The sequence below is a fragment of the Tatumella ptyseos genome (genome assembly GCF_030552895.1).
GTDB lineage: Bacteria > Pseudomonadota > Gammaproteobacteria > Enterobacterales > Enterobacteriaceae > Rosenbergiella > Rosenbergiella ptyseos_A.
The window spans coordinates 304,470-324,349 of sequence record NZ_CP130649.1 but is presented as its reverse complement, the minus strand read 5'-3'; the positions used below and the strand labels follow the sequence as shown (position 1 = coordinate 324,349).

The 19,880-nt window shown below is 45.8% G+C and carries 17 protein-coding genes, 1 tRNA gene, 2 rRNA genes and 1 riboswitch; of the genes, 5 read left to right on the top strand and 15 right to left on the bottom strand.

Annotated elements, in window-relative coordinates:
• Positions 1–82: 82 nt before the first annotated feature.
• Entirely contained in the window at positions 83–1,486 is a 1,404-nt protein-coding gene (gene dnaB, locus QJR74_RS01685; protein ID WP_092678311.1) for a replicative DNA helicase, read from the bottom strand.
• 105 nt (positions 1,487–1,591) lie between these two features.
• On the opposite strand from dnaB, the gene QJR74_RS01680 reads away from it, so the two are divergent.
• Positions 1,592–2,575, top strand: a complete 984-nt coding sequence (locus tag QJR74_RS01680; RefSeq protein WP_304372896.1) for an NADPH:quinone reductase — start codon at positions 1,592–1,594, stop codon at positions 2,573–2,575.
• A 115-nt stretch (positions 2,576–2,690) separates the two neighbouring features.
• Here QJR74_RS01680 and dusA read toward each other — a convergent pair whose 3' ends face one another.
• Complete coding sequence (gene dusA / locus QJR74_RS01675; RefSeq protein ID WP_304372895.1) at positions 2,691–3,731, bottom strand: tRNA dihydrouridine(20/20a) synthase DusA; 1,041 nt, start codon at positions 3,729–3,731, stop codon at positions 2,691–2,693.
• Between the two features lie 211 nt (positions 3,732–3,942).
• A complete protein-coding gene (locus QJR74_RS01670) occupies positions 3,943–4,236 on the bottom strand; it encodes an ArsR/SmtB family transcription factor (RefSeq protein ID WP_304372894.1) in 294 nt (97 codons plus the stop codon).
• A 175-nt stretch (positions 4,237–4,411) separates the two neighbouring features.
• Here QJR74_RS01670 and zur point away from each other — a divergent pair, with 175 nt between their 5' ends.
• Positions 4,412–4,939, top strand: coding sequence for a zinc uptake transcriptional repressor Zur (zur, locus tag QJR74_RS01665; protein ID WP_304372893.1), 528 nt, complete (start codon positions 4,412–4,414; stop codon positions 4,937–4,939).
• A gap of 1 nt (position 4,940) precedes the next feature.
• On the opposite strand, the gene dinF is transcribed toward zur, so the two are convergent.
• From dinF to QJR74_RS01650, 3 genes are all read right to left on the bottom strand, one after another.
• Positions 4,941–6,272, bottom strand: coding sequence for an MATE family efflux transporter DinF (gene dinF, locus QJR74_RS01660; RefSeq protein WP_441007622.1), 1,332 nt, complete (start codon positions 6,270–6,272; stop codon positions 4,941–4,943).
• A gap of 10 nt (positions 6,273–6,282) precedes the next feature.
• Positions 6,283–6,897, bottom strand: coding sequence for a transcriptional repressor LexA (gene lexA, locus QJR74_RS01655; protein ID WP_304372892.1), 615 nt, complete (start codon positions 6,895–6,897; stop codon positions 6,283–6,285).
• Positions 6,898–6,985: 88 nt separating this feature from the next.
• Positions 6,986–7,366 (bottom strand): diacylglycerol kinase, encoded by a 381-nt coding sequence (locus QJR74_RS01650; protein ID WP_304372891.1) that lies wholly within the window; start codon positions 7,364–7,366, stop codon positions 6,986–6,988.
• A 124-nt stretch (positions 7,367–7,490) separates the two neighbouring features.
• Between QJR74_RS01650 and plsB the strand changes: the two genes are divergently transcribed.
• The gene (gene plsB, locus QJR74_RS01645) at positions 7,491–9,929 is read left to right on the top strand and encodes a glycerol-3-phosphate 1-O-acyltransferase PlsB (RefSeq protein ID WP_304372890.1); all 2,439 of its coding nucleotides are present in this window, start codon (positions 7,491–7,493) and stop codon (positions 9,927–9,929) included.
• A 51-nt stretch (positions 9,930–9,980) separates the two neighbouring features.
• Here the strand turns inward: plsB and ubiA are convergent, their stop codons facing one another.
• The 4 genes from ubiA to pgi form a co-directional block, all read right to left on the bottom strand.
• Positions 9,981–10,817: a 4-hydroxybenzoate octaprenyltransferase gene (gene ubiA, locus QJR74_RS01640; RefSeq protein ID WP_304373934.1), complete on the bottom strand. Its 837-nt coding sequence runs from the start codon at positions 10,815–10,817 to the stop codon at positions 9,981–9,983.
• A gap of 23 nt (positions 10,818–10,840) precedes the next feature.
• Positions 10,841–11,398: a chorismate lyase gene (ubiC, locus tag QJR74_RS01635; RefSeq protein WP_304372889.1), complete on the bottom strand. Its 558-nt coding sequence runs from the start codon at positions 11,396–11,398 to the stop codon at positions 10,841–10,843.
• An 85-nt stretch (positions 11,399–11,483) separates the two neighbouring features.
• Positions 11,484–11,903 carry a phosphate-starvation-inducible protein PsiE gene (gene psiE / locus QJR74_RS01630; RefSeq protein WP_304372888.1) on the bottom strand — a complete coding sequence of 140 codons (420 nt, stop codon included), beginning with the start codon at positions 11,901–11,903 and terminating at the stop codon, positions 11,484–11,486.
• Positions 11,904–12,042: 139 nt separating this feature from the next.
• A complete protein-coding gene (gene pgi, locus QJR74_RS01625; RefSeq protein ID WP_304372887.1) occupies positions 12,043–13,689 on the bottom strand; it encodes a glucose-6-phosphate isomerase in 1,647 nt (548 codons plus the stop codon).
• A 351-nt stretch (positions 13,690–14,040) separates the two neighbouring features.
• Positions 14,041–14,233, top strand: a riboswitch (Lysine riboswitch).
• Between the two features lie 78 nt (positions 14,234–14,311).
• On the opposite strand from pgi, the gene lysC reads away from it, so the two are divergent.
• Both lysC and panS read left to right on the top strand, forming a co-directional pair.
• The gene (gene lysC, locus QJR74_RS01620; RefSeq protein WP_304372886.1) at positions 14,312–15,667 is read left to right on the top strand and encodes a lysine-sensitive aspartokinase 3; all 1,356 of its coding nucleotides are present in this window, start codon (positions 14,312–14,314) and stop codon (positions 15,665–15,667) included.
• 12 nt (positions 15,668–15,679) lie between these two features.
• A complete protein-coding gene (panS, locus tag QJR74_RS01615) occupies positions 15,680–16,591 on the top strand; it encodes a ketopantoate/pantoate/pantothenate transporter PanS (protein ID WP_304373933.1) in 912 nt (303 codons plus the stop codon).
• 39 nt (positions 16,592–16,630) lie between these two features.
• Here panS and QJR74_RS01610 read toward each other — a convergent pair whose 3' ends face one another.
• From QJR74_RS01610 to rrf (QJR74_RS01590), 5 genes are all read right to left on the bottom strand, one after another.
• On the bottom strand, positions 16,631–18,250 hold the full coding sequence (locus tag QJR74_RS01610) for a Na/Pi cotransporter family protein (RefSeq protein ID WP_304372885.1): 1,620 nt from the start codon (positions 18,248–18,250) through the stop codon (positions 16,631–16,633).
• An 88-nt stretch (positions 18,251–18,338) separates the two neighbouring features.
• A complete protein-coding gene (metA, locus tag QJR74_RS01605; protein WP_304372884.1) occupies positions 18,339–19,268 on the bottom strand; it encodes a homoserine O-acetyltransferase MetA in 930 nt (309 codons plus the stop codon).
• Positions 19,269–19,434: 166 nt separating this feature from the next.
• Positions 19,435–19,550: ribosomal RNA gene (gene rrf, locus QJR74_RS01600) — 5S ribosomal RNA — on the bottom strand.
• A gap of 38 nt (positions 19,551–19,588) precedes the next feature.
• Positions 19,589–19,664 (bottom strand) — tRNA-Thr (locus QJR74_RS01595).
• Between the two features lie 14 nt (positions 19,665–19,678).
• Positions 19,679–19,794 (bottom strand): 5S ribosomal RNA (gene rrf / locus QJR74_RS01590).
• Between the last annotated feature and the right edge of the window lie 86 nt (positions 19,795–19,880).

Genomic DNA, 19,880 nt, shown 5'->3' with positions numbered 1-19,880 from the left:
TTAGCGTTACCCTACCTTATTATCATTTGCACCAAGAAAGAAGATGTAATCTCGCAAAAGTCAATTTTAGTCTGCGCTATCACTATTCTTCGTCGTAATCCGGTCCCGCATAGTTGTCAAAACGTGACCATTGCCCATTGAAGGTCAGTCGAACCGTGCCGATGGGACCATTACGTTGCTTACCGATGATAATTTCGGCGATACCTTTTAAATCGCTATTTTCGTGATAGACCTCGTCACGATAAATAAACATGATCAAGTCGGCATCTTGCTCGATCGACCCCGACTCACGCAGGTCTGAGTTGACTGGGCGTTTATCAGCTCGTTGCTCCAAAGAACGGTTCAACTGTGATAACGCAACGACTGGCACATTGAGTTCTTTCGCGAGGGCTTTCAAGGATCGTGAGATTTCAGCAATCTCTAAGGTTCGGTTTTCAGTCAGGGCAGGAACACGCATCAATTGCAGGTAATCGATCATGATCATGCTTAACCCATTATTTTCACGATAGATTCTTCGCGCACGCGAACGCACTTCTGTCGGTGTTAGGCCAGAAGCATCATCGATAAAGATATTTTTTTTCTCTAGCAAAATCCCCATCGTTGCGGAGATACGCGCCCAATCCTCATCGTCGAGTTGGCCTGTCCTAATTTTAGTCTGATCGACACGTGATAATGAAGCCAGCATACGCATCATCAATTGTTCACTAGGCATCTCTAAGCTAAAAATTAATACTGGCTTATCTTGCAACATCGCCGCATTTTCACAGAGGTTCATCGCGAAAGTCGTTTTACCCATCGATGGACGAGCTGCGACAATAATCAGGTCCGATCCTTGTAACCCTGCAGTTTTCTTGTTCAGGTCCTGATAACCCGTATCCACCCCGGTAACACCATCATGTGGGGTTGAAACCAAGGCCTCGATACGATTGATCGTGGCCTCTAGAATTTGTTCAATATTTTGCGGGCCTTCATTTTTATTGGCCCGTTTCTCAGCGATCTTAAAGACACTCGACTCAGCGAGATCGAGAAGATCTTCACTAGAGCGACCCTGCGGATCAAAACCTGCATCGGCGATCTCATTAGCTACTGAGATCATCTCACGTACAACCGCTCGTTCTCGAACTATATCCGCATAGGCTCCAATGTTCGCGGCACTGGGGGTATTTTTGGCGAGTTCAGCGAGATAAGCAAACCCGCCAGAGAGCTCTAATTCACCACGTAGTTCTAGGGATTCGGATAGCGTGATCAGATCGATCGGCTGCCCTTGTTCCAGTAGACGATGCATCTCTGAAAAAATAAGACGATGGGGACGGCTATAGAAATCTTCAGCAACAACGCGCTCCGAGACATTATCCCAGCGCTCGTTATCGAGCATTAGCCCGCCTAATACCGATTGTTCAGCCTCCACAGAGTGTGGCGGCATTTTTATCCCCTCAAGTTGTTTATCTTGAGGCGTCGGTTTGTTAGAGGGTTTATTTCCTGCCATAGTATTGATACCAGTCGTCAGTAAGGGGCGAGCCCATTATACGGTTTTCGCGCTAATTGTCGCCCCAAGTCTTGGGGAAAACGCCCCTATCGCTTTGGAGAATCTATGGCAAATCGTATTGAATTTCACCAACATGGCGGGCCAGAAGTGTTACGTTGGGCCCCCTACGATGTCGAGCAACCGAAGGAAACCGAGATTATCGTTCGCCATCATGCTATCGGTCTAAACTATATTGATACCTATGTTCGTAGTGGCTTATACCCAGTGAACCAGTTCCCTTCGGGATTAGGCACGGAGGCTGCGGGTGAGGTCGTTGCGGTAGGGAGTCAAGTTACGCGGTTTCAAGTTGGGGACCGTATTGTCTACTGCCAGTCAGGTTTAGGGGCCTACAGCGACTATCACCATGTCGATCAGTCTAAAGCCGTCATCTTGCCGGATTCAATCAGCTACCAAAGTGCTGCCGCGTCATTTCTAAAAGGGTTAACTGTCTATTATTTATTCCATATGACGCATAAAGTGCAGTCGGGAGAAACAGTATTACTTCATGCTGCAGCCGGCGGCGTGGGGCTTATTGCTTGCCAGTGGGCTAAAGCCTTAGGAGCTAATCTAATAGGTTGCGTGAGTTCGGAAAATAAAGCACAACGGGCGCGAGAAGCCGGTGCCTGGGCCACCATCAACACCTCGCAAGATGATATCGTGAAACGCGTCCATGAACTCACCTCTGGGCAGAAAGTACCAGTGGTTTACGATTCGGTAGGTAAAGCGACGTGGCAAACATCGTTAGATTGCCTGCAACCCCGTGGTTTATTAGTTAGTTTTGGTAATGCATCTGGGCCGGTCACCGGCGTTGATCTGGCGATACTTAATCAGAAAGGGTCATTATTTGTAACTAGGCCCTCACTCAATGGCTATCTCACGACGCCCGAATTACTTGATCAGGCTAGTGCTACCCTGTTCAGCTTAATCAGCGATGGAAAAATTGATGTTAGTGTGCCTGAGAGTCAACAATTTCCGTTACGCGACGCTGCCAAAGCACACCGTAGTCTAGAGAGCCGCACCACCAGTGGGGCATGCCTACTCATTCCATAAAAAAAAGCCTCCCAACAGGGAGGCAATTTTAATGTAAAAATGTAGGGTACAGGGCACATGAATACTCAAGCGCTTGATAGCTATCATCGCAGAACATGATTAAGAAAAACTTAACTTAACTCACACTTTCTCGGTATTGCTGCGAAACTTTTGCCAAGGCTTGCTCCAACACGGTAACGTCCGCCCCTGCTTTATGTGCATTCTCGCTAAGATGGCGTCGCCATTGACGTGAGCCAGGTATGCCTTGGAATAAACCTAACATATGACGAGTGATGTGCCCTAAGTAAGTACCCTGAGCTAACTCTTTTTCGATGTAAGGATACATGGCTTCAACCGCTGCCACACAATCTACTGTTGGCGTCGTTGCACCGAATAATTGGCGATCAATATCCACCAACATACCTGGATTCTGGTAGGCTTCTCGACCGATCATCACACCATCAAGATGAGTTAGATGCTCTTTTGCTTCTTCGATAGTTTTGATCCCGCCGTTGATCGCCAGCGTCAACTGTGGAAAGTCCTGCTTTAGCTGGTACACCCTTGGATAATCCAATGGCGGTATTTCCCGATTTTGCTTCGGGCTCAATCCTGATAGCCAAGCCTTTCGGGCATGAATAATAAAGGTATCGCACTGACCGCGGTCTGCGACGGTACTAATAAAGTCACACAGAAAAGCGTAACTATCCTGCTCATCAATCCCAATCCGGGTTTTAACAGTTACAGGGATTGACACCGCATCTTTCATTGCCTTGATGCCATCAGCGACTAATCCAGCATCAGCCATCAAACAGGCGCCGAAGCGACCATTTTGTACACGATCAGAAGGACAACCAACATTAAGGTTAATTTCATCATAACCTCGAGCCTCAGCCAGACGAGCCGCATGGGCAAGATCATGTGGATCACTTCCCCCGAGCTGTAGACAAACAGGGTGTTCTTCCTCACTGTAAGCTAAGTAGTCGCCTTTACCATGAATAATCGCACCAGTCGTCACCATTTCGGTGTACAACAGAGTGTGTTGTGTAAGTTGCCGTAAGAAATAACGACAGTGACGATCCGTCCAATCGAGCATGGGAGCAACGGAAAAACGATTACTGGTATAAGGGGCTTGGCGATGAGGGACCGGTAATTCTTCAGGGCTGTTTTTATCTAACATTTTTTAGTCTTTTTAAATCATCGTATTGCGGGTAATTTTCCCCAGCAATGCCGATGCTTGATGAGGCGTGTAACATCTCCTTAGGAGACTTTTTACTATACCACATAAACAAAGATGGCGAGACGCCATCCAAACCATGAGATTGATATTGTTAGTACGTAGTAAGGGAAAGTTAGCCTAAAGCCGGCAAGAGAGTCACTCCGGCGTTAAGCTAAAATATTTTTTTCAGGATGGTTAATACTTCAATGACACGATTATCTTTAATGGAGTAATGCGTTTCTTTACCTGTTTTTTTTCTTTCTAAGATCCCGATATCGATCATTTTTACCAGGTACTGAGAGGTTGAGGAGACGCTCAATCCGCATAACGTAGCGATTTCACTATTACTTAAACCAGGTGTTTTCATCAATGCACAAAGAATTAATAAACGGCTCGGATTGCTAATCGATTTTAAGAAGAATTGTGCTTCATTTGCACGTTCAAATTCATCGCTAAGGTCATGCATGGTCGGTAATATCCTTGCCAAAGTCAGATATCATACTATACGCTGCTGAAACTTACCCTACAATAACTTATCAATGAATAACCTATGAGCCCCTCTTACTGCTAAGCCATGCTCTGCGCTTCGGTAAAGATATGTGCTAGAATCGAGTCAATGAATTTAACGATTGAGGCGTTTTATGCAGCCATCTCCTGCTAAGAAGATAATCGCTGAGGCTGAGAAACTCTGTATTCAGCGTGGTGTTCGATTAACGGCACAACGCGCAGAAGTTTTACGTTTGATGATTGAGCACCCCCACGCGATCAGTGCTTACGATCTTCTGGATAAATTACGCCTCAGTGAACCTCAAGCCAAGCCGCCTACCGTTTACCGAGCGTTAGATTTTTTGCTCGAACAGGCATTTATTCATCGTGTCGAATCAAACAATAGTTATGTGGTGTGTCCACATTTCGATCACCCTTCTCATACCTCGATGCTATTGGTGTGTGACCAATGTGCTTCGGTTACGGAAAAACCTGCGGAAGGAGTAGAAAAATGGATTATGGAACAATCTATTGAGGCTGGCTTTACGCTTCGTCATAGTATTATCGAAGCCCACGGGTTATGTCAGCAATGCAGTGCTATTTTACAGTGTGAAGATCCAGAACATTGCCACCACGACCATCAGAACGTGGTAGAACCTAAGCGTAAAGCGGGACGCGCTTAATTTAGCGGCTAAGATCGAACCAACTATTTCGCTGCTGGTGTTGGCGCCATACATAGCCTAGCGTCATCCCACGTAGCGCCAAAAACACCATGAGTGCTAACCAAAGACCATGATTACCTATCCATGGCACAGATAATAGCGTTAGCGCAAAACCTATGGCTGCGATCAGCATACTATTCCGCATTTCTCGACCACGCGTTGCTCCCACAAATAAGCCATCGAGTAGGTAACAGCCCACTCCCACTAGCGGACAAATTGCCTGCCAGAACAGATAATGGTTAGCACCTTGCTGCAGTGAAGGGATGGAGGTAAGCAATTGAACAATGTTTTGGCCGAAGAGCGCATAAACACCACTAAAGAGTAATGCTACGGTAATAGCTTGCTTACAGGCTGAATGCCAAATAGCGGATAAGGCGTCGGCATTTCGCTCGCCAAAGGCCTCTCCTGCCACGGATTCAACAGCATACGCAAATCCATCCAGTGCATAGGAGGTAAAGGTCAAAAACATCAGTAATATCGCATTGACTGCAACGATATTCGTTCCCAATCGCGCGCCAATAATGGTAAAGCTGATCAGACAAAGTTGTAGGAGTAATGATCGTAATAAGATATCGCGATTTAAGCGGAAAAGCCGAGCTAGCCCATGACCTAATTGCGATATTCGGGGAATAAGCGATAGGTTGCGTTGTTGTGCTGCCCGCCAGACTAAATAGAGGCCCAATAGCAGGCTAGCATATTCTGCAATAACGGTCGCCGCGGCGGCACCACTCACCGCATAATGCCAATGTAAGACAAAGAGAAGTTCCAAAATAATATTTACCGCATTCCCCCCAATCAAGAGAATAAGCGGTGCTTTTGCATACTGCACGCCTAATAACCAGCCAAGAATCACCATATTTACCAAGGTGGCCGGAGCGCTAAGCCAACGAATAGAAAGAAATAAGCTCGCTTGATGATGGGTTGCTTGCTGAGGACCCATTACACTTAGAATTAGTTCAGTAATCGGCTGACGGAACAGCGCGAAGATAAATCCAACAAACAGGGCGAGGATTAGAGGCTGAAAAAGTGCTTGGACTAATTTCTGCTGATTTTTTTCTCCCCAAGCCTGCGCTGTCATTCCTGTCGTCCCCATTCTTAAAAACAGAAATAACATGAAGACAAAACTTGTCGCACTGCTGCCAATCGCCACACCGGCTAAGTAGACTTCACTACTCAAGTGTCCAATCACCATGGTGTCGACAAGCCCCAGTAAAGGGACCGAAATATTGGAAAGGATCATCGGTACGGCGAGTTGCCAGAGCTTTTTATCCGTTACCGTAAATCCTTTCAGCATCAACGTTTTCCTATAGCCATTCGCCATTACGAATAATACCGACCGCCAATCCTTCAATCATTAAACTTTGTTGGCGGGTATCAACAACTATTGGACTAAACTCACTATTTTCAGGGAGAAGATGAACGGTACTTCCCTCTTTTTTCCAACGCTTCACCGTCACTTCATCATCAATACGCGCGACAACAACTTGTCCGTTACGAACTTCTTGTGTTTTATGAACAGCGAGAAGGTCACCATCCATTATGCCGATATCTTTCATCGACATCCCACTTACGCGAAGTAAAAAATCCGCATTGGGTTTGAATAATGCGGGGTCGACATGGTAGTGGCTTTCAATATGTTCTTGCGCAAGGATCGGTTCCCCTGCTGCGACGCGTCCAATCAGGGGGAGGCCTTCAGCTTCTGGCTCTTCCAGTAACAAGCGAATTCCCCGTGAAGCCCCTGAGACAATCTCAATAACACCTTTGCGCGCAAGGGCTTTTAAATGTTCTTCCGCCGCATTAGGCGAGCGAAAACCGAGTTGCGAAGCAATCTCCGCACGGGTCGGAGGCATACCAGTTTGATTTATGTGATCACGAATCAGGTCATAAACCTGCTGTTGCCTTGCTGTTAACGCTTTCATCCGACCCCCTGGTTGTTTATACAGTCTCTGTGAGTATATACAGGTATTTTATAAATAGAAACCAGCATCACGGATAAATTGGACTGGGCTAATGGAAATAATAGTGCCAACTCTCAACGAGTAATGCTATCCAGACCACTAATGACCAAAGTAATGCGAGCAACACTGCTGCAGATCCCATATCTTTAGCACGACCACAGAGTGTATGCCACTCATCACCAAACCGGTCGACTACCGCTTCAATCGCACTGTTTATTATTTCAACGATAATCACTAACACCATTGAACCAATCAAAACCAGCTTGGCAAGCACCGATACGGGGAGTAACAAGGCAATAAATGTACCAATAATGCCAAGTACGACTTCTTGTCGAAAAGCAGCCTCATACTTCCAAGCAGCTTTGTAACCTTTCCATGAATAACCAGCTGCGTTAATAATTCGACGTAGCCCGGTAACTTGGTTAGTCATTAACGGTATTCTCCTTCTAGAGCTGTGATAGAGCCCGATATTACATTTTTAGTGGACAGATCTTCGCGAAGCTTTCTGTTATCATGGCAGCGCTTTGCTCATTTAAGAGGCTATGAATTCAACTATGTCAGGTTGGCGTGAATTACTTTATAAATTACTAAACTTACCCCTCTCTTTTATCGTTAAAAGTCGGGTAATTCCTGGTGATCCAGTCATTGAGCTGGGTCTCGATTCGACGCGTCCTATTATGTACGTTTTCCCGTACGATTCCAAAACGGATTTACTCGCCTTACGGACGCAGTGCTTAAAACATGATCTGCCCGATCCCTTACATCCTGTCGAGATAGATGGCGTACTCTTACCACGCTATGTTTTTATGCATGATGGCCCCCGAGTTTTCCCTTCTTTTACGCCTAATCAAGAGTCGGTTAAAATTTTCCATGACTATTTGGATCTTCACAAAAATAACCCTCTATTAGACGTACAGCTGGTCCCCGTTTCCGTGATGTTTGGCCGAGCGCCTGCCCGTGAAATTAATGGCGAACCTGGCCCATCCTTACGTGAACTGAATGGATTACAAAAGCTTTTTGCCGTGTTGTGGTTGGGTCGTGATAGCTTTGTACGCTTCTCCGCTAAAGTCTCGATGCGCCAGATGGCTGACGAGCACGGCACCGATAAGTCGATTGCGCAAAAATTAGCGCGCGTTGCCCACATCCATTTCGCCCGTCAACGACTGGCTGCCGTGGGTCCAAGTTTACCCGCTCGCCAACAGCTGTTTACTAAGCTTCTACAATCGCCTGCTATCGCAAAAGCCGTCGAAGACGAAGCACGGTCTAAAAAAATCTCACTGGATGAAGCTCAGAAGAACGCCGTTGAAATGATGGAAGAGATTGCGGCCGATTTCACCTATGAAGCGATCCGTATTACTGACCGTGTAATGAGCTGGTTATGGAGCCGATTATATAAAGGGATTACCGTCAATGGCGGAGAACGCATTCGCCAATTGGCACAGGATGGCCATGAGCTGGTCTATGTCCCTTGCCATCGTAGTCATATGGATTATCTCTTATTATCCTATGTGCTTTATCACCAAGGACTTGTGCCCCCTCATATTGCGGCCGGTATTAACCTAAACTTCTGGCCAGCTGGCCCTATTTTCCGTCACTTGGGCGCATTCTTCATTCGCCGAACCTTTAAGGGTAACAAACTCTATTCTACGGTTTTCCGTGAATATCTCGGAGAATTATTCAGCCGCGGCTACTCCGTAGAATATTTTGTTGAAGGTGGGCGTTCGCGAACAGGTCGTCTGTTAGACCCTAAGACGGGTACGTTGACCATGACCTTACAAGCAATGCTACGGGGTACCAATCGCCCTATCACCTTAGTACCTATTTATATTGGCTATGAGCATGTGATGGAAGTCGCGACTTATGCCAAAGAATTACGCGGCGCAGCGAAAGAAAAGGAAGGCTTTGTACAGATGATTCGCGGGTTAAGAAAACTGCGTAATCTTGGCGAAGGCTTTGTTAACTTCGGTGAACCTTTACCGCTTAACGCCTATCTTAATCAGCATGTTCCAAACTGGCGTGATGATATTGACCCGATTGAAGTACAGCGTCCAACGTGGCTGACCCCTGCCGTAAACGATATTGCGGAACAGGTCATGACTCGTATTAATAACGCTGGAGCGGCAAATGCGATGAACCTCTGCGTTACCGCGTTATTAGCTTCTCGTCAGCGCTCACTAACGCGTGAGCAGTTACTCGATCAACTTAGTTGCTACAGTGAGTTGTTAAGGAATGTTCCGTACTCACCAGAGTCGACATTACCAGAAATGACTCCCCAACAGCTTCTTGATCACGCTCTGGAAATGAATAAATTTTCGATTGAGCAAGATACTTTAGGCGAAATCATTGTTCTACCTCGTGAGCAAGCAGTGTTGATGACTTATTATCGCAATAATATTCATCACCTACTTGTCCTACCTTCGTTATTAGCTAGCATTATTTTACAACATAAGTCATTGACCTATGTTGAGTTACTGCAGCAAGTGAGACTGATTTATCCAATGCTTAAGCGCGAGCTTTTCTTGCACTGGAGTGATGAGCAGCTTGAACCAGAGATTCAGCGCTTACTGGCTGAATTGTGTCGCCAATCATTGATTACCGAGTCAGAAGGGGTGATTGCCGCGACCTCAACCCAGAGATATCGTACTTTACAGCTTCTTGCAGCGGGTGTGCGTGAAACGCTACAACGTTATGCCATCACCTTCACGATCCTCAGTGCGAAACCGAGTATTAACCGTGGTACTTTGGAAAAAGAGAGTCGGACACTTGCTCAGCGCTTATCCGTTTTACATGGTATCAATGCGCCAGAATTTTTCGATAAAGCAGTATTTACCGGCTTAGTTCTCACGCTACGTGATGAGGGTTATATCAGCGACCGTGATGATGCAGATGTTGATAAGTCTATTGTGATGCGCAATCTACTTCTTGATTTAATGAATCGAGATGTTAGGCAGACGATTGAAAATTCAGATAATCTTCTCCCTGAAAGTCAGTAGAAAGCAATCAAAAAAGGCGACCTATAGGTCGCCTTTTTATTACTCATCGCTCTACATCAAATTAATAAAGGGCAGAGTATTCAAAATAATCCCTGCAAAAATCACCAATCCAACATAATTATTATTCAAGAACGCTTGGAAACAGGCGCCACGCTCCCGACGATAGATAAGCTTTTGCTGCCAAACGAAAAGTATCCCGGCGATGACTAAACCACCGTAGTAGAAGCTATTTAGGTGAAGAGAACGCCCCACTATGGCCAGCAAAAGTAAAGTACCCACTTGGAGTATCCCAATAATTGTTCGGTCATGCTTCCCAAAGAGAATAGCCGTCGATTTCACCCCTATTTTAAGATCATCATTACGGTCAACCATCGCATATTGCGTATCGTAAGCGACGGTCCAGCAAATATTGGCAAAAAACAGTAACCAACATACGCTGGGTAACGTTTCGGTTACCGCTGCCCAAGACATTGGAATTGCCCAACCAAAAGCCGCGCCCAAAACCACTTGTGGCAGATGGGTATAGCGTTTCATAAAAGGATAAATCGACGCTAAGACCACACCGCCGACAGAAAGCAGGATCGTCATACGATTCATGGTGAGCACAAGTAGAAATGAGCACAGGACTAAGAAAATAAATAAACCTTTTGCCTGCTTAGCCGTAACTCGACCACTGGCCAGAGGACGGTTCTTCGTTCTTTCCACATGGCCATCAATATTTCGATCGGCATAGTCATTTACTACACATCCCGCTGCACGCATGAAAATAACGCCTAAGGTGAATACGACGAGCACAGGCAATGGCGGGAAAGACATCCCTGATAGCCATAAGGCCCAAAACGTTGGCCAAAGTAAAAGTAAGGTACCAATGGGCTTATCTAACCGCATTAACTGTAGGTAAGCGTTTATTTTTAATGAGGTTCCTGAATGCACGGTAAAGATCCTTTGGCCAATGGCGGATAAAGTGGTGAAGCGGGTAAAAATATTTCCGTTAGTAAAAGTGGTTTTCCTGCAAGGCGTAACAAGGAACGTCTCGCCCATAATCCACATAACCTTCCTGGCGTTAAAAAGTCCCGATCTAAGGATGACGAGGTAAATAGATAGTGACCAAGCGGCCGAGTCCCCAAGAACATCAACGAAGCCTCAGGGCCTTGTAAAGTACTTTCAGGTATCACCGTTCTACCTGCGAGCCAAGGTTCTCCATCCGCAACAAGTTGTACTTCTCGTAACCAAAATCGCTCAGCTTTAGAATGCTCAACGACTAGGCCATGTTCTTCAGGCGTAAGCTCACTATCAGGAATAAATCCCTCTTTAACGATATTAACCTCGAGTTTCTGACAATACGCTTCCAATCGTGCCGTCATAGAAGCTTCATCCACCAGCCACGAATAAATATCGCTGGAACATTCAGTTTCATTGAGTGCACAGAATTGATGGGTCAGTAACTGCTGCACTGAGAGGTTTTGCATGGAACGCTGCCAAATTTTACTAGGAAATGTCGCTAATCATAACAGAGTATTTATTTATGTTCTGCAAACTCGCAAGGTCATCTCACTACTCTCTTTTTAGTCGGCGGCTATTTGCTAACCAAAGTGTCACGACTAAAACGAGAATGGCGGCTGAATAGATCAGCGTATCTATTGGGTTTTTATGGTCAACGATGATTAACCTAACAATCGCGGTGATGCCGATATAAATAAAATAGCGTAAGGGAAAGTGATAACCTGATAAGAAATATTTGATGATTAACGCAATAAACTCGAAATAGAGGAAGTAGATAACAATCCCTTCAATCAATAGATATGCCGATTGTTCCTCGCCTCGATGGAACAGCACGCTGACTAAATTGATGGTCTCTTTCCCCAGAAACACCGCTAAAATGGCGGCTAAAACGATTAGACCGATGTTCAATATCCACTGTAAAAGATTGGCAATAGCTCGTGGTGTTTTTGGTGTAACAATTTGATCATTCATTATTTTTACTCATTTTTTATTATAGGAGAGCTAAAATAATAATGCTTTAATGTGACAGATATCTCAATAAATTCCGCTTTTTCTTAAAAAAATAAAAAAAGCGGCATCATCGCCGCTTTTACTACTACATTCGCTTAGCTTAACGCCAAGATTTATATTGGTTGATCAGTCCATTTGTGGAGCTATCATGCGACTCAATGTTATCGTCGACTTTTAATTCCGGCAGGATACGATTCGCAAGTTGTTTTCCTAACTCAACCCCCCACTGATCAAAGGTGAAGATATTCAGTATTGCGCCTTGAGTAAAGATTTTATGCTCATACATCGCAATCAGCGCACCGAGGCTATAAGGCGTGATCTCTTTAAGTAGAATAGAGTTAGTCGGACGGTTACCTTCAAACACTTTGAATGGGACGATATGTGCGACTTCTTGCGCGGATTTACCTGCTTCAGCAAACTCTTTCTCGACCGCCTCTTTCGATTTCCCAAAAGCAAGCGCTTCGGTTTGTGCAAAGAAGTTAGAAAGCAGCTTATCATGATGGTCGCTAAGTGGATTATGCGTCACAGCAGGGGCTATAAAGTCGCAAGGGATCATTTTAGTCCCTTGGTGAATCAACTGATAGAAAGCATGTTGACCATTAGTGCCCGGCTCTCCCCAAATGATTGGACCTGTTTGGTAGTCCACTGGATTGCCTTCGCGATCAACATATTTACCGTTCGATTCCATATTACCTTGTTGGAAGTAAGCGGCAAAACGGTGAAGATACTGATCATAAGGTAGGATAGCTTCGGTTTCGGCACCAAAGAAGTTGTTATACCACAGGCCAATTAATGCCAGCGTCACCGGCAAGTTCTTCTCAGCCGGTGTTTGGGCGAAGTAATTATCCATCGCGTGGGCGCCAGATAATAACTGCTCGAAATGTTCAAAACCAATCGAGAGCGCGATGGACAGACCAATTGCAGACCAGAGCGAATAGCGTCCTCCGACCCAATCCCAAAATTCGAACATATTATCGGTATCAATCCCGAACTCACTGACCGCTGAACTATTGGTGGAGAGCGCGGCAAAGTGTTTGGCAACGTGCTGCTCGTCACCCGCTTTCGCCAAGAACCAATCACGCGCACTGTGGGCGTTAGTCATGGTTTCTTGTGTGGTGAAGGTTTTTGAGGCAACGAGGAAAAGCGTCGTTTCTGGATTAAGGGGTTTTAGCGTTTCAGCAATGTGCGTTCCATCCACATTCGAGACAAAATGCATTGATAGGTGGTTTTTGTAAGGTTTTAACGCTTCGGTGACCATATAAGGACCTAAATCAGATCCGCCGATACCGATATTAACGACGTCGGTGATGGCTTTACCGGAATACCCTTTCCATTCGCCACTGATGATACGCGCTGAAAAGTGTTTCATCTTTTCTAATACCGCGTTCACTTCCGGCATGACGTCTTTGCCGTCTACCAAAATTGGCGTATTACTACGGTTACGCAGAGCAATATGTAGCACAGCACGGTCTTCGGTGCGGTTGATTTTCTCACCCGCAAACATTGATTTGATTGCGCCAGATAAATCGCACTCTTTAGCTAAGGCCAATAACTTATCTAGTGTTTCCTGGGTGATGCGGTTTTTGGAGTAGTCGACGAGTATTTTATCTTCGAAGGTTGTCGAAAAATGAGTAAAACGTTGTGCATCTTGAGCAAATAGTGAAGCGATATCGGTTTCGTTAATCGTTTGAAAATGCTGTTCTAAGGCTTTCCATGCTGCTGTTTGTGTAGGGTTAATATTTTTCATAACAACACTCTTAGTTAGTTAATAAACTGTCGACTTAAACACACTCTACGTACTGTTAACCAGTCACGCGTCAATGTTTGGGTTGAAATTTAATACTCCAGTGCAACCGTTCCCATCTTGAACGAAAATGAGTGAGATAACCATAGCCTTACCACTCGGATGCTTCCTGATTACCTCTTACTCTAGAACGTCCGACTTCAAGAGATTTGCTAGGAGATGCTATTTGGTTATAGACAGGATAACGAGTCACTGACTCATACTGAAACTTTACTAATTAATTACTGCGATAGACGATTTAGCGTTGACAGCATCGGGATTAAACGATATTTGTACTTAGCGGCGTTCTTTCGTTGCATCAGAAGAGGCGCGTCACCCAGGCAGTATGTCAGAGAATCCGTATTCCGTGACGACATATCAGGGGGAGTGACGCCGAGACAGTAAACATACGGAATGTTTGCTCGTCGGCTACAGGGGCTGAATCCCTTGAGTTGTCACCAATACATCAATTGATGTAAATGACGTTAGGTGGGGGGCTTCTGAGTAGAGAGCAGTTAGACTGTGTCTTCACCCCCTCACCTAAAATGTCATGTTTATTTATTTTTTAGAATCGAGGGTGTTAAGCATGTCCCAATCCACATTCGTTGTGGCAAAATTCGGTGGCACTAGTGTTGCTGATTTCGAAGCAATGTCCCGCAGTGCCGATATCGTACTCAGTCATCCAGAAGTAAAACTCGTTGCTCTCTCTGCATCTGCCGGTATCACCAATATTTTGGTAGAGCTAGCCTCAGGCCAAGAGACGACTCGCCGCGCTTTTCTACTCGATGAGGTTCGCCGTATTCAGTATGCGATTGTCGATAATCTGCGTAGCGCCGATGTTGTCCGCGACGAAATTGATCGCATCCTCGAAAGTATTACCACATTATCCGAAGCTGCCTCACTTGCAACATCTTTAGCACTTACCGATGAACTCGTCAGCCATGGTGAGCTGATGTCGACACTGTTGTTCACCGAACTTATTCGTGAGCGAGACGTCGCCGTGCAATGGTTTGATGTCCGTAAAGTGATGCGTACCAATGATCGTTTTGGCAGTGCAGAACCCGATCTTAAGTGCGTCGGTGAGCTGGCCACTCAATACTTAGCCCCACTCCTTAACAATAATCTTGTTATTACTCAGGGTTTTATCGGTAGTGAAGAAAAAGGTCGTACCACAACATTGGGGCGCGGAGGGAGTGATTACACTGCGGCATTACTCGGTGAAGCGCTACACGCAAGTCGTATTGATATTTGGACCGATGTAACCGGTATTTTTTCAACTGATCCGCGAGTCGTGCCTACCGCTAAGCGTATTGCCGAGATCTCGTTCGAAGAAGCCGCTGAAATGGCGACCTTTGGCGCAAAAGTTCTTCATCCCGCTACGCTTCTGCCTGCCGTACGTAACAATATCCCAGTATTCGTTGGCTCGAGCAAAGCTCCGAACGATGGCGGGACTTTTGTTTACCCCGAAACGAATCAGAAACCTCTATTTAGAGCTTTAACATTACGTCGCCGCCAAACGCTTTTAACCTTACACAGTTTGAAGATGCTGCACGCTCGTGGATTCTTAGCGGAAGTTTTCGCAGTCCTGGCTCGCCACCATATTTCGGTCGATTTAATTACGACTTCCGAAGTGAGTATCGCACTGACTTTAGATACTACCGATACCAGTGGCCAAGCTCGTGGATTGCTTACGCAAGCATTACTTACTGAGTTATCGGCCCTATGCCGCGTAGAAGTGGAAGAAGATTTATCGTTAGTTGCGCTGATAGGTAATCAGCTCTCGCAATCTCCGGGAGTCGGAAAAGAGGTCTTTGGCGTTTTATCCGACTTTAATCTGCGTTTAATCTGTTATGGTGCAAGCGAACATAATCTTTGCTTCTTGCTACCGAGTAAAGATGCGGAAGCTGCAGTCCAAACACTGCACCGTCATCTTTTTGAATAAGGAATATCAGTGATGTTAGCCATGGTGACACGGTTGTTTCCATTGTGGGCAGTCGCACTCTCGGCGGTCGCCTACTGGCGCCCGTCAAGCTTTACGGCCATAGGTCCTTGGGTCAGTGAGCTACTGATGCTGATTATGTTTGGAATGGGGGTGACGTTAAGTTTTGACGATTTTCGTCGAATATTAAACCGGCCCGCCCCCGTTTTGGCAGGAACCTTTCTCCATTATCTCGTTATGCCTGCAGCCGCGTATGGACTAGCTAAAGTTATGCATATGCCTGCAGATCTTGCGGCAGGAATGATATTAGTGGGGAGTGTCGCCAGCGGTACGGCGTCGAATGTGATGATTTATTTGGCCAAAGGAGACGTCGCCTTGTCCGTGACAATCTCCTCTGTTTCGGCGTTAGTCGGCGTAGTAGCCACGCCATTATTGACGCGATTCTATGTCGATACTCATATTCAGGTCGATATTGCCGCTATGTTATGGAGTATTGTTAAGATCGTGCTGATCCCTATCAGTCTGGGCCTGATTGTGCATCATAGTTGCAAAAAATGGGTGACCAACGTCGAACCTTATCTCCCCACTCTCTCAATGATCGCCATTTTACTTATCATTTCTGCAGTGGTCGCAGGAAGTCAGAGTTACATTAGCAGTGTAGGGTTAACCGTAATAATCGCCGTGATACTACACAATGCGATAGGTCTAATGGCAGGCTATTGGGGCGGAAAGCTGTTCGGCTTTGATGAGTCTGTCTGTCGTACGCTCGCTCTTGAAGTGGGAATGCAAAACTCAGGACTCGCCGCAACGTTGGGTAAGCTCTATTTCTCTCCGTTAGCAGCCTTACCCGGAGCGCTTTTCTCCGTTTGGCACAATATTTCCGGGTCATTATTATCCGGTTATTGGTCTGGTAAGAAAACCTCTTAGCTTCTTCTGGCTCGGCAACCTTTATTGTCGAGCCTTTTTTTATTCCTCTTCTGATTCTCGCTGGTCAAGCACGCCATAAGCTACTGAGCAAAACAGCGAATTTAATCTTTTCATCTCTCCCAATAATCCTAAATGCAGAGAGCTCGTCTCTAGGCTCTGTTTATTTTGTAGCGACAATCGCTCAACATGGGTTAACGAATAGCGTTGCGTTAACCGACGAAAACGATGTTTAGCACGACGCAACCGCCGTGCCGCATCCACATCACGAGCGATGAAGACAGAGAGGCTTAGCTGGAGATTTTCCAATAGATTGTCATACAAGGTCTTTAGCTCTTCTAGCCCTTCCGTGGAAAAAGGCTTTTGCTTAGCCAAAGATTTCGCTGCAATATCTACCGTCATTGTCTCAAGAATATCTCCTGCTTGTTCCAAATTGACGGCGGTATTGAAGATTTCCGCCCACCGTTCCGACTCTAGCTCTTGAAGCTCCTCTCTCGGGATCTGTGCTAGATAGAGTTTGATACCTGTGTATAAGGCATCTACTTGGTCATCGTAACGGGTAACGACCTTCTCTTCGCCTTGTTGCCCTTGAAAGGCTCGCTTAAGGCTTATCATCATCTTTTCAATGATATCCCCCATGCGCAGGGTTTCTCTCGCTGCATTAACCAGTGCTAAAGAGGGCGTATCCAGCGCCGCACGCTCTAAGTATCTCGTGGTAAATTTTTCAGGTTCGCTATTGTTCGCCGGGATCCAACGTTCACATAAGTGCGCCATTTTCTCGGTGAGGGGGAGTAATAGTAGGCATCGTACAAGATTATAAAATACATGGAATAAGATGACTAAGTCGGCGCTTGAGACAGTTAATCTATCAAGTTGATGAGCAAATATACCGATAAAAGGTAATACGACTACCGCACCCATAAGTTTAAAGAGCAAGCTACCCAACGCAACTTGTTTGCTTTCCACGCTGGATTTGCCGCTATTTAGCAGCGCTAGAATCCCACTACCAATATTTGCACCAACCACCAAGCAAAGCGCAACTTTTAACGCAATAACATCTGTCGCAGTAAGCGTCGCGGTAATGAGGACTGCCGCTAGGCTTGAGTAACTGACCATCGCAAAGAATGCCCCAACCAGTGCATCCAATAATATGTCACCGGTCAGCGATGAGAATAAGACCTGAACGCCTGCAGCATGGGTAATGGGACGAGAAGCTTCGACAATTAATTGTAACGCTAAGAGGATTAGGCCAAGACCGATGAGTGTATGGCCAATCTGCCCCACTCGAGTCTGTTTACGGCTAATGAACAACATAACACCGATAAAGATAAATAATGGTGATAGCCAAGAAAGGTCGTAAGTTAATACACGCGCCATCAGCGCGGTACCGACATCGGCGCCCAAGATTACTGTTAACGCGGGGGTTAAGGTCATTAAATTCTGAGCGACGAAAGAGGTCACTAATAATGTGGTCGCATTACTGCTCTGCACCAGAGCCGTCACCCCAATTCCTGCGAAAAAAGCGATAGGTTTTTTTTCGACACTTCGGCTAAGCACCCGTCGCAAGTCCGTGCCGAATACGCGCATTATTCCCGAACGTACGATCTGAGTGCCCCACACTAATAGGGCTATCGCCGCCAATAGATTAAGTAATATAAGCATTTCGCCCCGCTTTCTCTTTCCTATTATGCGTAAAAGCGTAGACGAAAATTATGATCAAACAACCTTGAGAATGGCGTGCCTCACACTGTTATTCCAAAGTGGGATTCATCTCTCGTAAGTCGAATGGCGTAATTTGATAGACGTAGTAATTGAGCCAATTTGCGAAGAGTAAGTGGCCATGACTTCGCCAAGTCGCTTTGGGCTTATTCGTCGGATTATTATCTGGGAAATAGTTATCAGGCAATATCGGAGATAATCCCGCTTCGGTATCACGATTAAATTCTGCCGCCAGGGTGTGTGCGTCGTACTCTGGATGCCCCGTTACTAATACTAATCTTTTATCTCGAGAGGCCATGAGATAAGCTCCTGCTTGCTCAGAGCTAGCCAAGATATCTAAATCAGTATATTTTTCAATCATCTCGACTGGGAAGGCGGCATAGCGGGAATGTGGGGCCAGGAAGGTTTCATCGAAACCGCGGGTGAGTAACGCATGTGGCTCTAAATTCAGATGCTCGTAAACCCCAGATATCTTCTCTTCTAATGTTTGTTTAGGAACGCCATAAAGAATATTTAATGCAGCTTGTACCGCCCAACAGACACAAAGTGTTGAGGTGACATGCTTTTTTGCCCAAGTTAATACTTCACTGATCTGCGGCCAATAGGCGACATCGTCAAAATCGACTAACCCCAATGGAGCGCCTGTCACGATGAGACCATCATAATTCTCATCTTTAATATCTTCGAAGTTACGATAAAAGGTATTAAGGTGTTCGGCAGGAGTATTACGAGATTCTCTATTATCAATACGCAGCAGCTGGATATCCAGTTGCAAAGGTGAGTTAGAGAGTAAGCGTAAAAACTGATTTTCAGTTTCAATTTTTTTCGGCATCAAGTTTAGGATTAGTACCTTCAATGGGCGAATATTTTGGAGATGCGCACGTGTATCCGTCATAACAAACACGTTTTCATTACGCAAAAAATTCACTGCAGGAAGCTCATCAGGTACTTTAATCGGCATAACCTTAATTCCTCAAACTCTATTTAGACGTCCAGATAGCCAATATAACGTGGTCGAAATAGTCTGTCGAGTTATGTAAGAGGTAGGTGAAATAATTTCAGCTTAACTTTGAACAAAAATTGAAAAGCAAAAAGGCCACCTGTAAAGGTGGCCTTTTTTAAAAGGATCCTGGCAGTTCCCTACTCTCGCATGGGGAGACCCCACACTACCATCGGCGCTACGGCGTTTCACTTCTGAGTTCGGCATGGGGTCAGGTGGGACCACCGCGCTAGTGCCGCCAGGAAAATTCTGTATTTTTCCGAACTCATGCTATTTGTATCTGGTGCTGATACCCAGAGTCGAACTGGGGACCTCACCCTTACCAAGGGTGCGCTCTACCAACTGAGCCATATCAGCACACAAAATTGGATGCCTGGCAGTTCCCTACTCTCGCATGGGGAGACCCCACACTACCATCGGCGCTACGGCGTTTCACTTCTGAGTTCGGCATGGGGTCAGGTGGGACCACCGCGCTAGTGCCGCCAGGCAAATTCTTGGTGCTAAAAACGTGTCTTTTTAACGTACTCGGCGTTAACTTCCCTCGCGCTAGTCAGTCACATACCGGTGTATGCT

What these genes read in the sequence shown, in the direction of transcription:
- ubiA (WP_304373934.1), bottom strand. Translation starts at nt 10,817, where the DNA reads ATGCGGTTAGATAAGCCCATTGGTACCTTACTTTTACTTTGGCCAACG.
- panS (WP_304373933.1), top strand. Translation starts at nt 15,680, where the DNA reads ATGTTAGCCATGGTGACACGGTTGTTTCCATTGTGGGCAGTCGCACTC.
- metA (WP_304372884.1), bottom strand. Translation starts at nt 19,268, where the DNA reads ATGCCGATTAAAGTACCTGATGAGCTTCCTGCAGTGAATTTTTTGCGT.
- zur (WP_304372893.1), top strand. Translation starts at nt 4,412, where the DNA reads ATGCAGCCATCTCCTGCTAAGAAGATAATCGCTGAGGCTGAGAAACTC.
- psiE (WP_304372888.1), bottom strand. Translation starts at nt 11,903, where the DNA reads ATGAATGATCAAATTGTTACACCAAAAACACCACGAGCTATTGCCAAT.
- pgi (WP_304372887.1), bottom strand. Translation starts at nt 13,689, where the DNA reads ATGAAAAATATTAACCCTACACAAACAGCAGCATGGAAAGCCTTAGAA.
- QJR74_RS01610 (WP_304372885.1), bottom strand. Translation starts at nt 18,250, where the DNA reads ATGCTTATATTACTTAATCTATTGGCGGCGATAGCCCTATTAGTGTGG.
- dnaB (WP_092678311.1), bottom strand. Translation starts at nt 1,486, where the DNA reads ATGGCAGGAAATAAACCCTCTAACAAACCGACGCCTCAAGATAAACAA.
- ubiC (WP_304372889.1), bottom strand. Translation starts at nt 11,398, where the DNA reads ATGCAAAACCTCTCAGTGCAGCAGTTACTGACCCATCAATTCTGTGCA.
- lexA (WP_304372892.1), bottom strand. Translation starts at nt 6,897, where the DNA reads ATGAAAGCGTTAACAGCAAGGCAACAGCAGGTTTATGACCTGATTCGT.
- dinF (WP_441007622.1), bottom strand. Translation starts at nt 6,272, where the DNA reads ATGCTGAAAGGATTTACGGTAACGGATAAAAAGCTCTGGCAACTCGCC.
- plsB (WP_304372890.1), top strand. Translation starts at nt 7,491, where the DNA reads ATGTCAGGTTGGCGTGAATTACTTTATAAATTACTAAACTTACCCCTC.
- QJR74_RS01650 (WP_304372891.1), bottom strand. Translation starts at nt 7,366, where the DNA reads ATGACTAACCAAGTTACCGGGCTACGTCGAATTATTAACGCAGCTGGT.
- QJR74_RS01680 (WP_304372896.1), top strand. Translation starts at nt 1,592, where the DNA reads ATGGCAAATCGTATTGAATTTCACCAACATGGCGGGCCAGAAGTGTTA.
- lysC (WP_304372886.1), top strand. Translation starts at nt 14,312, where the DNA reads ATGTCCCAATCCACATTCGTTGTGGCAAAATTCGGTGGCACTAGTGTT.
- dusA (WP_304372895.1), bottom strand. Translation starts at nt 3,731, where the DNA reads ATGTTAGATAAAAACAGCCCTGAAGAATTACCGGTCCCTCATCGCCAA.
- QJR74_RS01670 (WP_304372894.1), bottom strand. Translation starts at nt 4,236, where the DNA reads ATGCATGACCTTAGCGATGAATTTGAACGTGCAAATGAAGCACAATTC.